This window comes from Frankia sp. Hr75.2, from assembly GCF_949319125.1.
GTDB classification, from domain to species: Bacteria; Actinomycetota; Actinomycetes; order Frankiales; family Frankiaceae; genus Parafrankia; species Parafrankia soli.
On the sequence record NZ_CASGGV010000304.1, the window covers coordinates 32410 to 47044 of the forward strand.

Annotated in this window: 15 protein-coding genes; 10 read left to right on the plus strand and 5 right to left on the minus strand. The window is 69.8% G+C overall.

The features are described 5' to 3' along the window. Positions 1-218 precede the first annotated feature (218 nt). The gene (gene rph, locus AC559T_RS25315; RefSeq protein ID WP_498870304.1) at positions 219-2831 is read left to right on the plus strand and encodes a rifamycin-inactivating phosphotransferase; all 2613 of its coding nucleotides are present in this window, start codon (positions 219-221) and stop codon (positions 2829-2831) included. Positions 2832-3572: 741 nt separating this feature from the next. Here the strand turns inward: rph and AC559T_RS25320 are convergent. After that, the gene (locus tag AC559T_RS25320; RefSeq protein WP_498870305.1) at positions 3573-3713 is read right to left on the minus strand and encodes a hypothetical protein; all 141 of its coding nucleotides are present in this window, start codon (positions 3711-3713) and stop codon (positions 3573-3575) included. Next, positions 3707-4015 (minus strand): hypothetical protein, encoded by a 309-nt coding sequence (locus AC559T_RS25325; RefSeq protein ID WP_498870306.1) that lies wholly within the window; start codon positions 4013-4015, stop codon positions 3707-3709. The genes AC559T_RS25320 and AC559T_RS25325 overlap by 7 nt, the downstream gene beginning before the upstream one ends. 143 nt (positions 4016-4158) lie before the next feature. On the opposite strand from AC559T_RS25325, the gene AC559T_RS25330 reads away from it, so the two are divergent. After that, positions 4159-4524: a class I SAM-dependent methyltransferase gene (locus tag AC559T_RS25330; protein ID WP_498870307.1), complete on the plus strand. Its 366-nt coding sequence runs from the start codon at positions 4159-4161 to the stop codon at positions 4522-4524. A 114-nt stretch (positions 4525-4638) separates the two neighbouring features. On the opposite strand, the gene AC559T_RS25335 is transcribed toward AC559T_RS25330, so the two are convergent. Continuing rightward, positions 4639-5544 (minus strand): TIGR03620 family F420-dependent LLM class oxidoreductase, encoded by a 906-nt coding sequence (locus AC559T_RS25335; protein ID WP_498870308.1) that lies wholly within the window; start codon positions 5542-5544, stop codon positions 4639-4641. A gap of 138 nt (positions 5545-5682) precedes the next feature. Here AC559T_RS25335 and AC559T_RS25340 point away from each other — a divergent pair, with 138 nt between their 5' ends. Further along, positions 5683-6288 (plus strand): TetR/AcrR family transcriptional regulator, encoded by a 606-nt coding sequence (locus tag AC559T_RS25340; RefSeq protein WP_498870309.1) that lies wholly within the window; start codon positions 5683-5685, stop codon positions 6286-6288. A 238-nt stretch (positions 6289-6526) separates the two neighbouring features. Next, positions 6527-6709 (plus strand): hypothetical protein, encoded by a 183-nt coding sequence (locus AC559T_RS25345; RefSeq protein ID WP_498870310.1) that lies wholly within the window; start codon positions 6527-6529, stop codon positions 6707-6709. 63 nt (positions 6710-6772) lie between these two features. Here AC559T_RS25345 and AC559T_RS25350 read toward each other — a convergent pair whose 3' ends face one another. Beyond that, the gene (locus AC559T_RS25350) at positions 6773-6973 is read right to left on the minus strand and encodes a hypothetical protein (protein ID WP_498870311.1); all 201 of its coding nucleotides are present in this window, start codon (positions 6971-6973) and stop codon (positions 6773-6775) included. A 515-nt stretch (positions 6974-7488) separates the two neighbouring features. Between AC559T_RS25350 and AC559T_RS25355 the strand changes: the two genes are divergently transcribed. The 5 genes from AC559T_RS25355 (at position 7489) to AC559T_RS25375 (ending at position 12590) form a co-directional block, all read left to right on the plus strand. After that, the gene (locus AC559T_RS25355; protein WP_498870312.1) at positions 7489-7959 is read left to right on the plus strand and encodes a PaaI family thioesterase; all 471 of its coding nucleotides are present in this window, start codon (positions 7489-7491) and stop codon (positions 7957-7959) included. Between the two features lie 348 nt (positions 7960-8307). Then, positions 8308-9543, plus strand: coding sequence for an epoxide hydrolase family protein (locus AC559T_RS25360; RefSeq protein ID WP_498870313.1), 1236 nt, complete (start codon positions 8308-8310; stop codon positions 9541-9543). 716 nt (positions 9544-10259) lie between these two features. Next, on the plus strand, positions 10260-10922 hold the full coding sequence (locus tag AC559T_RS25365) for a recombinase family protein (RefSeq protein ID WP_498870314.1): 663 nt from the start codon (positions 10260-10262) through the stop codon (positions 10920-10922). A 58-nt stretch (positions 10923-10980) separates the two neighbouring features. Continuing rightward, positions 10981-11487, plus strand: coding sequence for a putative immunity protein (locus AC559T_RS25370; RefSeq protein ID WP_498870315.1), 507 nt, complete (start codon positions 10981-10983; stop codon positions 11485-11487). Positions 11488-11633: 146 nt separating this feature from the next. Further along, positions 11634-12590 carry a tyrosine-type recombinase/integrase gene (locus AC559T_RS25375; protein ID WP_498870316.1) on the plus strand — a complete coding sequence of 319 codons (957 nt, stop codon included), beginning with the start codon at positions 11634-11636 and terminating at the stop codon, positions 12588-12590. A 101-nt stretch (positions 12591-12691) separates the two neighbouring features. Here AC559T_RS25375 and nhaA read toward each other — a convergent pair whose 3' ends face one another. Then, the gene (nhaA, locus tag AC559T_RS25380) at positions 12692-13813 is read right to left on the minus strand and encodes a Na+/H+ antiporter NhaA (RefSeq protein ID WP_498870319.1); all 1122 of its coding nucleotides are present in this window, start codon (positions 13811-13813) and stop codon (positions 12692-12694) included. Between the two features lie 275 nt (positions 13814-14088). Here nhaA and AC559T_RS25385 point away from each other — a divergent pair. After that, positions 14089-14635 (plus strand): IS66 family transposase (locus AC559T_RS25385; protein ID WP_498870317.1); only part of this gene is annotated, 547 nt, incomplete at its 3' end.

Genomic DNA, 14635 nt, shown 5'->3' on the forward strand with positions numbered 1-14635 from the left:
GCGGTGACGTCGGACTGCGCAGTGCGGTTGCGGGCGCCAGGGGCGGAGGTGCGGGTGTGCGCGCCGCCCGACTGGGCGGAGCGGCCGCCCGACTCGTCGGAGGGAAGGCAACCAGCGATGAGGACGTGCCCAACAAGAGGTTCGACAGAGCTGGCGGCGCCGGTGATTCGATCGACCAGTGCAGTGCGACGGAGCACGGCTGCCTCGGAGGTATCGCAATGATCGAGCAGTACGTGTTGGATCTTCAAGAGGTTGACGAGATGCAGGTCGCGGTCGTTGGCGGCAAGGGCGCGCACCTGGGCGGGCTGTCGCGGATTGAAGGCATCCGCGTGCCGGCCGGCTTTTGCGTGACGACGGACGTCTTCCGGCGGATCATGGCGGAGGCGCCGTCGATCGACGATCGGCTCGATCAGCTGTCGCGCTTGAACCCGGACGACCGGGAGGCGATCCGCACGCTCAGCGCGCAGATTCGTCGGACCATCGAAGGGATTGCCATCCCGGGCGATCTCGCGGCGGCGATCACCCGCGCGCTCGCCCAGTTCGGCGAGCAAGCCGCCTACGCCGTCCGATCCAGCGCGACGGCAGAGGACCTGCCGACGGCCTCCTTCGCCGGCCAGCAGGACACGTACCTGAACGTGGTGGGGCCGACGGCGATCCTCCAGCACGTCAGCCGGTGCTGGGCCTCGTTGTTCACCGAGCGGGCCGTGACCTACCGCCAGCGGAACGGCATCGACCACCGTACGGTCCACATGGCCGTGGTCGTGCAGCAGATGGTCTTCCCGCATGCGGCCGGCATCCTGTTCACGGCCGACCCCGTCACGGGCAACCGGAAGGTCGCCACCGTGGACGCCGGCTTCGGCCTCGGCGAGGCCCTGGTCTCCGGCCTGGTGAACCCGGACGTCTTCAAGGTGCGACACGGCGAAGTCGTCGCCAAGGCGATCGCCGCCAAACAGCGTGCCGTTCACGCCCTGCCGGCTGGCGGTACGCAGGAAGTGGCGATCGACTCGCAGCGGCAGGAGCAGCCGGCGCTGACGGATGCGCAGGTCGTGCGGCTCGTGCAGCTCGGGCGGCGGATCGAAGCGCATTTCGGCCGCCCGCAGGACATCGAATGGTGCCTGGTCGATGATGGCTTCCAGATCGTTCAGAGCCGGCCGATCACGACGCTGTTCCCCATCCCCGAGACCGGCGACCAGGAGAATCACGTCTACGTCTCCGTTGGTCATGGGCAGATGATGACCGACCCCATGAAGCCCCTGGGGCTTACGATGTGGCAGCTGACGGCCATGGTGCCGATGCACGAGGCCGGCGGGAGGCTGTTCGTCGACGTCACCCGGCGCCTGGCCTCGCCCGCGAGCCGCGCCGGCCTCCTGGACGTCATGGGGAGAGGCGATCCGCTGATCAGGGACGCTCTGGAGACCGTCCTCGACCGCGACGGTTTCGTCCCGTCGCTCCCGGACGCGGGTCCCGGCGGGCCGCCGGCCAGCGGTGCGTCCGTCCCGATCGAGACCGATCCGATCGAGACCGATCCGGCCATCGTCACCGAGCTGATCGAACGCAGCCAGGTGTCCATCGCCGCCCTGGGGAGCGACATCCGGACGACGACCGGACCGGCGCTGTTCGACTTCCTGCTGGAGGCCTTCGAGGAGCACAAGCGAGTCCTCAGTGATCCGCTGAACCTTCAGGCGATCATGGCGGGGATGGAGGCCACGTGGTGGCTCAACGACAAGCTGCAGGAGTGGCTGGGCGAGAAGAACGCGGCTGACACGCTAACGCTGTCCGTCCCCGACAACGTCACGTCGGAGATGGGACTGGCGCTGCTCGATGTCGCGGACGTGATCCGCCCGCAGTCGGAGGTGGTGGCGTTCCTGCAGGGCGTCGAGGACGAGGGTTTCCTGGACGAGCTGGCGAAGCTCGCGGGCGGGACCGAAGCGCGCGACGCCATAGAGGCCTACCTCGACCGGTACGGCATGCGCTGCGTCGGCGAGATCGACATCACGAGGCCACGTTGGCGCGAGCGCCCCACCACGCTCGTGCCCGTGATCCTCAACAACGTCAGGAACTTCGAGCCGGGCGCCGCCGAGCGGCGCTTCGAGCAAGGGCGGCAGAAGGCGCAGAAGAAGGAACAGGACGTGCTGTCACGCTTGCGGGCCCTACCGGACGGGGACCAGAAAGCCGACGAGGCCAAGCGGATGATCGACCGGGTCAGAACCTTCATCGGGTACCGGGAGTACCCGAAGTACGGCATCGTCAGTCGCTACTTCGTCTACAAGCAGGCCCTGCTGGAGGAGGCCGAGCGCCTCGTGCAGGCCAACGTGCTTCCTGAGAAGGAGGACATCTTCTACCTCACGTTCCAGGAACTCCACGACGTCGTGCGCTCGAACCAGGTGGATGACCAGCTCATCCAGCAGCGCAAGGACGCGTTCCGGTCGTACCACGCGCTCACACCGCCCCGGGTGCTCACATCGGATGGTGAGGCCGTCACCGGGGCGTACCAGCGCGACGACGTGCCGGCCGGCGCCCTGATCGGCCTCCCGGTTTCCGCCGGGACCATCGAGGGAAGGGCCCGCGTCATCCTTGACATGGCGGAGGCCGATCTCGAAGCGGGCGACATCCTGGTCACGACCTTCACGGACCCCAGCTGGTCGCCGCTGTTCGTCGGAATCGTAGGCCTGGTGACGGAGGTGGGCGGCCTGATGACCCATGGCGCAGTGATCGCCCGGGAGTACGGCTTGCCGGCCGTCGTGGGCGTGGAGCAGGCCACCCGGCTGATCCGGGACGGGCAGCGGATCCGCGTGCACGGAACCGACGGGTACGTCGAGATCCTGCCTTGACCGACCACACCGAGAAGGCCCATCTGGCTGTGTCAGTGACAACTGGGATCTGGAACACATTCCGTCAGGACGATCACCGAGGTTCTGGCATCGTGACTGAACGTAGTCTGGGACCGTGGTGCGGTGTGATGACCTCGTCGCGGTGTTGTTTCCGCACCTCAGGGCGGTACTGGTGGAGCGGGTGTTCACGGAGAGCGGTGTGGTGCACATCATCGCCAGAACTCGTGACGGCAGCGTCTCGTGTCCAGACTGCGAGTTCTCGTCGGGTCGTGTACACAGCAGTTGCGACCGGTGCCTGGCCGACACTCCGGTCGGCGACCAGCCGGTGCAGGTCGAACTGACGGTGCGGCGGTTGTGTGCCGTTAACGAATGGCGAACCAAATGGCAAGTAGCTCTCTGTAGTCGGCCTTCGGATAGCTACGACCAACCGACATGTAGCACTGGGTGAAATTTGGGGCTGCGGTCACCGCGAGGGCCCAGCGGTGCAGCGGATCGCGGTATCCGCCGTTCCGCAGTCAAGCGGGGCAGGTCGGCGACCTGCCCCGCTTGGTGAGTGACTTCTAGTGCTGGGCCTTCTTGCGGTGAACGCGGATGCTGGCGGATCCGCCGCCGCCCGACCAGCTCCGGCAACCAGCGCACCGCGTCCAGGACCGGCTACCCCTCCCCAGTCGCGGCCAGCGGCAGCGCCTCGGCCAGCAGCGGGAGAATCGGGAAAGCCGCCACCGTCGGGAAAGTCCTCGATCACCGTGCAATCCTGGCCGCGGCCCGCACGCCCACGCCAACCATTTCCACACCGCCCCGCGGCCGGCGCAGCCGGTCGACCCCCACGTCGAGCGCCGCCTCGAGGTAGCCGATCCGGCCCGTCGACATCAGCATCAGCACCCCACCCTGCACCCCGGCACAAGCAGCGCCGCGGCCTCCCGGGCGGCATCCAGACCGGCGTCGACCTCCCCGGCGCGCTGCATCGCGCGGACCCCGGCGGCCAGCTCGGCCTCCCACTGGTCCATCAGCTCACCGATCACCGCCTGCGCGCCCGGGGTGGCGCGGCCGACCTGGGTGAGCAGCCCACCGAGCGGGCAGCTGCGGCCCTGTGCCCGGTACCGGTCCAGGACCTTCTCCCGCCACTGGGCCCACGCCGTCCACGACGTCAGCGCACCGAGCTGCGGCTGCTGGTCGGCGAGCACCCGGTCGGCTTCGAAACGGGCGACCGCGAGCAGCAGCTCCTCCTTCCCCCCGGGGAAGTAGTGGAACAGCTGGCTCTTACTCGTCGCGGTCGCCTCCCGGACGTCGTCACGCCGACCTGGTAGCCCTCGACGAGAGCGCGGCGATGCTCGACCGGGCCCGGGCGCGGCTACCCACCGCCCACCTGCACGTCAGCCGGCTGCAGGACCCGCTGCCAGCCGGCCCGTTCGACCTGGTGGTGTCCGCGCTGGCCGTGCACCACCTCGACGGCCCCGCAAAGGCGGACCTGTTCACGCGGGTCGCGGCCGTCCTGCGCCCAGGCGGCCGATTCGTCCTCGGTGATGTGGTCGTCCCCGACGATCCCCGGGACGCCCGCACTCCCACCAACGCCGCCCACGACAAGCCCAGCGGCGCGCGTGAACAGATCGGGTGGCTGCACGCTGCCGGCTTCCGGGCCAGGATCGCCTGGCAGCGCCACGACCTGGTGGTCCTCGCCGCCGATCTCCCCTGACCAGCCAGCCGTTCCCGGCCCGGTGTCACCTGCCGTCGAAGGCCGTCGAAGGTGTAGATCACCCGCACGTCGCGAAGGCGATCCGCGTCCGTGCACCGTCGGGTCCGCGGTCGGTCAGGCTGCCTCGCGCAACAGGGGAGCGAGCCGTTCGAGCTGGTCGACCGCCGCGGGAAGGTCCGCCGCGAACGGGTGCACGAGCACATGATCGGCACCGGCGTCGAGATGCGCGATCAGCCGGGCCGCGACAGCAGCCTCGTCACCCCAGGCCAGGACGTCGTCGACCAGCCGGTCACTGCGCTGCCCGGTCAGGTCCGCCTCGCTGTAGCCGAGCCGCCGGTAGTGCACGGTGTAAGGCGAGTCCGAGGCGCCCACACCCAGAGCGAAAACCGCCCGCAGCCGTGCCCGGGCCGTGTCCGCGTCCGTGTCGAGCACGACGGCCTGGTGGGGGATCACCAGATGGTCCGGGCCCACGGCCGCCCTGGCCGCCGCCGTGTGCGCCACCGGTTGCAGGAACGGGTGCACGCCGTCGGCGCGATCGGAAGCCAGTCTGTGGGCGCGTGGCCCGAGCGCGGCGAGAACACGCGGATAGGCCGGAGCCGGCAGCTGCGCCAACGCCCGCGCGGCCTGGTCCATCGCGTCGAGATACTCCCGTAGACGGGTGAGGGGCCGGTCACCGGACTGGCCGCCCAGACCGAGCACGAACCGGCCGGGATACGCCTCGGCCAGCGTCGCGGCACCGGTGTGCATCGCACCCGCCGTGCGGGTGCTGATGTTCGCGATGCCCGTACCGACGACGATCCGCTCGGTCGCGGCGAGCATCAACCCGTGCTGGGTGAACGCCTCCCGGCCCCCGGTCGGCGCACCCGGCGGCGTCTCCCCACTCCACAGGGAGCCGTACCCGAGATGTTCGATCCGGGCGAACTGTGCGCGCTGCACCGCCACCGACGTCTCGAGCAAGGGGAACGGGGCCACCCACACCCCGAACCTGCCCAGCTGCCGCCGGGTCTCCGCTACCGCCACCACTGCTCCCCTCCACCACCCCCGACCAAACCGGAGGCTGCCTCCTGTAAGCGGACGCCACCGTAACAGGAGACTGCCTCCGCATGTGTGTGCGGGGTGGAGGTAGCCTCCGGTCCTCAGGCGGGGGAGGGATCAGCGGTGAGCGGTGCGACCAGGGCGCGGCCCCTGCGTGCCGACGCCCGGGCCAACTACGAGCGGCTGCTGGCACAGGCGCGCCTCGCCTTCGCCGAACACGGCACCGGGGCGTCCCTGGAAGACATCGCCCGGCGGGCCGGCGTCGGGACCGGCACGTTCTACCGCCATTTCCCGTCCCGGGAAGCCCTGCTCGAAGCCGTCCTGCACGACCGGTTCGACCGCCTCACCGCGCGAGCCGACGAACTCGCGGCCACCACGGCCCCCGGCACCGCGCTGACCGTCTGGCTCGGTGAATTCGTCGAGTTCACCAGCGCCTACCGGGGGCTCACCGCCACGCTGATGCAGACCCTGCGCGACACCTCGACCGAGCTGCACGCCGCCTGCGCGGCCATGCGCACGGCAGGCTCGACCCTGCTCGCCGGGGCACAGCGCGCCGGGGAAATCCGTTCCGACCTGGCCGCCCTCGAGCTGCTCACCCTGGTCAGCGGCCTCGCCTGGGCATGCGAGCAGGCCTCGGCAGCCGTCCCCGACGGTGTCACCGCAGACCGGCTGCTGTCGCTCACCCTCGACGGTCTCAGAGCGACCGACAGGGCCCGCCGACTGGACTGATCACGCCGATCCCTCCAGACCGCGGCCGGAGCGCGTCTTTCGGCGTCATCAGCGAGCCGCAGCCCGACCCGGCCGCCCGTGAGCTGTTCCCGGACGGCTTCCAGGACCTTTCGACCAATCCCAACTTCCTGTTCTTTGTCGTCGAGGTACCGCCGTCGGCTACCGGCTCGGGCAGCTAGCCAGTCGCGGATCACGAGCGGAGCCAGAGTCGGCGCCTGCCCCAGTAGCGTGGCTTCGTATGACCGACTCCGAGATCAAGATCACCGCAGACCTGGTCCATGACCTGCTGCAGGAGCAGCATCCGGATCTTGCAGGGCTGGCCATCCGCCACGACCTGCCCTCGGATCTCGGCAACGTGGTCCTGACGGCCGCGGACGACACTGTCAACGTTGATCGACCCGCCAGCACGGTCGTCACGTAACGATCGAACTTTCGGCAACCACGCCGGCGCAGTCCTGGCTTCCCGCAACGATCATGCTGTCGCTCAGTACCCCCGGCGCCACCGCTCCTTCATCTGCCGGTACTGCTCGTCCTGCCGCCTGTTGGAGTCGCGGGTATCCCAATAGGCCTGCTGGTCCCTCTTCCACTTCTCGTCCGAGGGAGGACCGTTCCTGACTCTGCCGTAGATGTTCAGAGCCGCGAGCGCTAGAAGCCCGAGCCACATCATGATCGCTACACCCGACATGATCCTCCTCTGGGGAACCGGGACGAAGACCAGAACGCGCCTGGCCAGGGCGGCGGCGCGGAGCAGTCCAAGCAGTCGCCGCCTGTAGAACGATCACACAAGTGGAACGATCCCGGACGGTGTACGTCCACACGAAGCGCGTCGACGGGCGCCGGCGTCATGCGGGCAGGTTCCGTCACGACGCACGCCGCGTCGAAGCCCGCACCGTGGCCACCCTCACCGCCCACGGGGCCGGCTCGGGGAACCGGCCCCGAGTCGGGTGAGTAGGTCGTTGCCGCCCCGGGTGTCCTCACCGAGTAGGCCGAGCAGCAGGTGTTTCGGTAATGTCCGTCGCGTGACGGAGTACCGTGCGGACCTCCCGCCGGATCTGACAGTGCCGGAACGGCACCCCGAGGCCCCCGCCGCAGGAGTGGAACTGCCCTCGCACTATGTGCGGTGCTTCGGTTGCGGTTCCGGTGAGCCCGACGGCCTGCACCTGCGGGCCTTCGCCGGTGTTCGGCCGCCGTCCGAGGTGGTTGACACAGGTCGCCGATCAGTTCGCGCGGATCAGCACCCGGCTGGCGCCGTTCACCGTGCCGGAGTCCGCGAGGGCGACGGGGCTCCGTCTGGATCTCCCCGGCCGCGGCCAGACGATGGCACCCGCCCTGATCTGGGATGTCCGCGACAGCGAGCGGGCCTCGGGCCGGGTGACGTTCGGACGGCACTATCTCACCCTGAACGGGGCGGTCCACGGCGGTGCCCTACCACTGGCATTCGACGAGGCGCTGGCCATGCTGGCCAACACGGGGCGGCCCTTCGCCCGGTCGGTGTACGTGAACGTCACCTTCCGCTCGTTGACCCGTGTCGACGTGCCGCTGCGCCTGGACGCGACGGTCGACCGGGTCGAGGGCCGCAAACTCTTTCTCACCGGTCGTCTGTTCGACGGCGACACGTTGTGCGCCGACGCCGAAAGCCTGTTCGTCCAGCTCAGACCGGCTCAGCCCTGAGTGACTTCGCAGCCAGGAGGTGCGGTGTCCGAGGGGAGGATGCACGCCGGCGATGTGGACATCGACAGGCGCGGGTGGGCCGATTGATCGCGACGCGTTCCCCACATGGGCGGATCTTCCTCTCGTACCGGGGTCGCCGAAGTATCCGCCGAAAATCGGGCGGATACGGCTGACCAGCGCTGATCCGATGGCGTTCAGGCCGTGCGCGGTGAGGTGGTCGGGGCGAGCGCGGTATGCGGGCATGGAGCAGCTCACCGCGGTGTTCCTTCGCCTGGCGTCGGTAGAGCAGACGCCGCGTCGCTCAGGCCGACGACACCGCTTCCCGCCATCCAGCAGGAGAATCACGCCATGACACCCCTGCACGCCTTCCCCCTGGAGCCCGCCCCGATCCATGTGTCCGACGACGTCCTCGATGACCTGCGCGCCCGTCTCACACAGACCCGTCCGCCGCTGGACGAGGGGAATGAGGACTGGTCCTACGGCGTCCCGGACAGCTATCTGCGTGAGCTTGTCGCCTACTGGAGGAACGGCTACGACTGGCGCAAGGCAGAGACCGCCATCAACGCCTACGAGCACTACCAGGTGAGCGTCGCCGGTGTCCCGGTGCACTTCATGCGCAGGCCCGGCCGCGGCCCCCGCCCGATCCCGTTGATCCTCACCCACGGCTGGCCGTGGACGTTCTGGCACTGGTCGAAGGTGATCGACCCGCTCGCCGACCCGGCCGCGTTCGGCGGTGACCCCGCCGACGCGTTCGACGTCCTCGTGCCATCCCTGCCCGGCTTCGGTTTCCCCGGCCCGCTCACCGGCTTCTCCGACGTCAACTTCTGGAAGGTCTCCGACCTCTGGCACACCCTGATGACCGAGACCCTGGGATACGAGAAGTACGCCGCCGGGGGCTGCGACATCGGCGGGATCGTCTCCAGCCAGCTCGGCCACAAGTACGCCGACGAGCTGTACGGCATCCACATCGGCTCCGGGCTGCCGCTCGACTTCTTCACCGGCCCCCGCGCCTGGGACTTCGCCCGGAACCGGCCCCTCACCGACGACCAGCCCCCCGACGTCCGCGCCCGGATCATCGAGCTGGACCACCGCTCGGCGTCCCACCTCGCCGTGCACATGCTCGACGGCGCCACCCTGGCCCACGGGCTGAGCGACTCACCCGCCGGACTGCTCGCCTGGCTGCTGGAACGCTGGAACGCCTGGAGCGACAACGGCGGCGACGTCGAGTCCGTCTTCACCAAGGACGACCTGCTCACCCACGCCACGATCTACTGGGTGAACAACTCCATCGCCACGTCGATGCGTTACTACACCAACGCCAACCGCTACCCCTGGGCCCCCGCCCACGACCGCACCCCAGTCGTGCAGGCCCCGGTCGGCCTCACCTTCGTCACCTATGAGAACCCGCCCGGCATCCACACGGCGGGCGAGCGCGTCCAGGCGTTCAAGACCGGTTCGCAGGCCGACTGGTTCAACCACGTCAACGTCAACGCCCACGACCACGGCGGCCACTTCATCCCCTGGGAAAATCCCGACGCCTGGGTGAGCGACCTGCGCCGTACCTTCCACGGCCGCAGGCCCTGAACGACCCTGCGGGCTCGTCTGGCGACGGCCAGTCGTGAGCGACGCGAGAGCGACGTCGCGGCAGTTCCGGCGGCGATTATCGGACGGTGATCGCCGCCGCCGTACCCACCTCGCACAGGACTCCTCGAACACGGTGAGGTAGCGGTCGGCGATCCAGGCGTCCAGAAGACCGGGACTTTCCGGAACCGGCTCGCCGAGCATCGGCAGGAAGGAACGGAGCCTGCGTCGGTGGTGCTCAGCGAAGGAGCACTGACCGGCCAGGTATTCCCGCATGTGGCGCCCCTCCAGCGTCCACCACAGCGTCACCAGCTCCTCCGGTGGAGCCGCCGCGTTCGGCGCGGCCTGGACGATCTGACCGATCGCTTCCAAGACCGCGCTTCGATGATCGACCAGGGTGCCGTCCAGATCGAAGAAAATCACATCCGCCATAGAGATGATCATCTCGTGGCGCTTGTCCCTGACGCCAGAGGAGTCGCAGCACCTTGGCGCCCGGTCTGGCGGACCACGCCACCTGAAGTGCTCAGTCACAGCGCCCACACTGAGAGGTGTCGGGATTAGACGGTTTCCCGACAGGCCGCCGACTCGGCCCCCGACAGCCCGAAAAACCGAACAGCAGTGGATGAAACGCCACGCCGGGCGGCCGATTCCGGGCGCGGATTGACGACAGGATTTCCCGACAGCTAGAACGGGGGTGCGTCCTTCCCGAGGAGCACCCGGTGCGGATCGTCTACTCCCGCTCGTCCACCGCGAGCCAGTCGCTGCTGCAGCAGCGGCACATCCTCACCGAGGCCGGCCTGCTGGTACGGACCGGGGGCGTCGCCGAGGGGTTCCACCCGGCGACGGGCGTGCTGCTGTTCGAGGACCCGGCAACCACCTCCAAGATCCCCGCGCTGGAACGGCCCGCGTTCACCCGGATCGCCACCGCCGCGCACCCCGGCGACACCCTCACGGTGTCGGAGCTGTTCCGGCTCTGCCGCGGCCTGGTCGACATCCACGCCGTACGCGACTGGTGCCAGGCCCGCGGCGTCGTGCTGCGGGTCCTGTCGGGGCCACTGTCGAACTTCCACGACCTGGCCGCCAATGACGCGACGACGGCGCTGATCATCAACGTGATCATCGCGGTCGGGCAGTTCCAGCGCGACCTGCAAAACGAGCTGACCGCCGAGGGGATCGCCGCCGCCGAGGCCGAAGGCCGCTACCGCGGCCGGCCGCCCGCACTGGCCGGCGCCCGGCTCGAGGAGGTGCGCTCGGAGTTCCGTGACCAGGGCACCTCGATCGCGGCCCTGGCACGCGCGCACGGGGTGAGCCGGGCCGCTGTGCGGACCGCGCTCGCCGAGCTGCTACCCGACCAGCCGGTCCCGCCCCCTCGGTCAGGGTGATCGAAGGGGGCGAGGGCGGTCAGGCAGCGAACTGGGCGAACTCAATCCCATGTACCTGATGACACGAGTCTTACCGACACCCCGCTACGCGGCGGCGTGCGCGCGGCCCGCGTTGGCGGTCTTCGAACGTGAACGCCCTGACGATCGGCGCCCACGAGCTGCGATCGACGCTGCGCAGGTGTTCGCGCAGGGAGCCGAGCGGACCAAGGCGATGCGTGACAGCTCGTGGGCGGCACACCGGGCGGCTCAGGAGACCCGCGAGGCAGGACAGGCTGCGGCGAGCGACGCTGCGCGCGCGGCCGGCCACGCGGTCGGAGCGGCGTTCCTCCATCCCCTGGCACACGCTACTCAGGTCAAGCACATCCTCGGAGCGGCAGCTCATGCCGCACGAGCGCTCGAACTCGCCGCCGGAGACGATCCCACCGTCGGGGCCGACCACATCGCGCAGTCGCGGGTCCTCGCGCGTCCCGTGGTGGTGGACGTCCTGAGGCGCTACCCGGTCGCCCCGCGTGGCGGTGGGCGGGTCGGAGAACTGATCTGTCAGTTGGACGCGTCGCTCCGGTGATCCAGTCGCTCTACCGGATAACGGACCATTATCCGGTAACTTGATCCACGCCGGGCCTTGGCGGCCAGCGGAAACGCAGCGACCGCGAGGACACGACTCGCGCGCGTTATCCGGTAGGTCGACCGAGACGACGGAGGCGGAGCCGTATGGCGGCGACGGTGACCCAGCTCGACGCCCGCCGACTCGGACCCGGCCCGGCCGGCGGGCCGACGGTGCGCGCCGCCGTCGACGCGTTCCTCGACGCGCCGGCGGTCAGGGGCAATCCGCACACGCTGCGCGCCTACACGAACGTGCTCGACCGGGTCGCCGAACTCCTCGGCCCGGACCAAGCGCTCGCCGACCTCGTCGCCGACGACATCGGCGACGCTCTGGCCGAGCTGTGGGGCGCTGCGAAGCCGACGACGTGGAACCGCAACCGCGCCGCGGTCGGCTCCTGGCTGGGCTGGTGCACGACCCGGCGGCACTGGACCGCCCCGGCGGTGCCCGCGGCCGCCGAGCGGCGCCGCGAACCCGCCGACGACACCAAGGCCGTCTCCCGGACCCGCATCGACCGGCTCTGCCGCCGCCGTGACGTCCCGCTGCGGGAGAAGACGCTGTGGCGGATGCTCTACGAGTCCGCCAGCAGAGCCTCCGCGGTCCTCGCGCTCAACATCGAGGACCTCGACCTGCCGAACAAGCAGGCCCGGGTTGTCGTCAAGGGCGGCGACACCATGTGGATCACCTGGGGCACCGACACCGCCCATCTGCTACCCCGGTTGATAGCCGGCCGGACCCGCGGCCCGCTATTCCTCTCCGCCCACCGGCCCGGCCCGCACCGGCGCGCGACGACCGACCCGCGCGACCTGTGCCCCGACACCGGCCGGGCCCGCCTCGGCTACGACCGGGCCCGGATCCTGCTCGGCCAGTACGGCGACGGCCTACGCCTCCACCAGCTCCGACACAGCGCGGCCACCCACCTCGGCGACGCCAACACCTCCGCCAACGTGATCATGGCGAAGACCGGACACAGGTCGCTGCGCTCCGTCCAGCGCTACGTCAAACCCGGCCTCGCGGCCGTGCACCAGGCCACCGAGGCGCTGTCCAGCCCGCGACGCCGGGGATAGGGGTCTCGGTAGGAACGGAACGGAAAACCGGTGTTGCTGTCAAACTTTTTGACAGCCGGCGGAGGTCAGGTCATGCTGCCGGCGATGTTTCCTGCGTCGGCTCACGTCGCGGTGGTCTGGTAGATGTCGGGTGTGCCGTCGCGGTCGACGTCGGTGGTTTCGGCTTCGCGGATCCGCCGGTGGGTGCGGGTTCGGGCGCGCAGCACGAGCGTGGCGAGGCTGGCGGCGAGCAAAGAGTCGGTGAGGACGGCGACCTTCGCCTGGTCGTCGCGGAGGCTGCCTTCGCCGTAGGCGAGCTCGCCGATGAGCAGGGACACGGTGAAACCGATCCCGCCGAGCAGGGCGAGCCCGAGGACGTCGAGCCAGGACAGGTTCTCGTCGAGGTCGGCGCGGGTGAACCGGGCGACGGTGTACGCGGCGGCGAAGATCCCGACCGGTTTGCCGATCACGAGAGCGAGGATGATCCCGACGGCGACGGTGCCGGTCAGCGTCTGGGCGAGTCCGCTGCCGCCACCGAGGGGCACTCCCGCGGCGAGGAAGGCGAACACCGGGACCGTTACTCCCGCGGACAGCGGACGCCAGCGGTGTTCGAACTGCCCGGCCAGTCCGGGTCCGCTGTTCCGGCCGCGCACCGGGACGGTGAAGCCGAGCAGCACCCCCGCGACCGTGGCGTGTACCCCGGATGCGTGTACCAGTGCCCAGGTCGCTCCCGCCAGCGGCAGCAGCAGCCACCACGACCTGATCCGCCGCTGCACCAGCGCGGTGAACAGGGCCAGCGGGACGGTGGCGAGCATCAGCGGGAGCGGGTCGAGATGATGGGTGTAGAACACCGCGATGATCGTGATGGCCAGCAGGTCGTCGACGACGGCGAGCGTCAGCAGGAACGTCCGCAGCGCGGATGGCAGGTGCCGGCCGATGACCGCGAGCACGGCCAGTGCGAACGCGATGTCGGTGGCCGTCGGGATCGCCCAGCCGCGGGCGGCGCCCTGGCCCGCCTGCAGGTTCACGGCGGTGAACAGCACGGCTGGCACGATCACGCCGCCGACCGCCGCCGCGACGGGGACTGCCGCGCGGCGGGGGTCACGCAGATCCCCGGCGAGGAACTCCGATTTCAGCTCCAGCCCGGCCACGAAGAAGAAGACCGCGAGCAGGCCGTCGGAGGCCCACTGGGCCAGGGTGAGGTCCAGATGCAGCGATCCTGGCCCGACCGAGAGGCCACGCAGCGACTCGTAGGTGTCTGCCCAGGGCGACCACGGCCGCGGTCAGCAGCAGCACACCCCCGACGGTCTCCTGGCGCAGGATGTCGACGATCCGCCTGGCCTCAGGCCACGAACCGCGGGCGAACAGGCGGGGCGTGCGGCCACGGGGCACCGTCATGCGGCATCCTTCCGGGAAGGGGTCAGATCTTGCCGACCAGACTTCCCGGCGCACCGCTTCTGACGGTAGTCGAGAGCCTGCCCTGGACGCCGCTGACCCGGCTGGCGACGCGGTGCTGTTCGTGACCATCGGTGGGCACCAGTTGTGCGCCGCGCACCTTCTTAGGGATCTTGAGGATGCGCGGGAGTCCTACCCCGACCAGGCATGGCCCGAGCAGGCTCAGCGGGCCCTTCGTGGGCTGGTCCACGCCTGGAACCAGGCGCGTGCCGCCGGCCTGGCCCGGATCCCGTTCGCCGCCGTGTTGGTCGGGGTCACCGAGTTCCGCGACGCCGTCAAGGTCGGCCTCGCGAGCGTCCCGCGGGCAGCCAGCGGGAAACAGCCACCCGCCCGCAACCTGCTCGAGTGCCTGCGCGACCGCGAGGAAGACGTGCTCCGCTTCGTCGGTGACCTGCGCGTCTGGCCCACGAACAACATCAGTGAGAGGGATCTCAGGCCCTGGCGGACCCAGGAGAACATCTCCGGCCGGCTCACCTCCGAGACCGCCACCCGCGACCGGCTCACCGTCTACAGCTACCTCGTCAGCGGCCGCAAACACGGCCAGAGCGAACTGAAAGCCATGATCGACGCCTTCCGCGGCGCGCCCTGGACACCCCCGGCCGCCGTCCCCA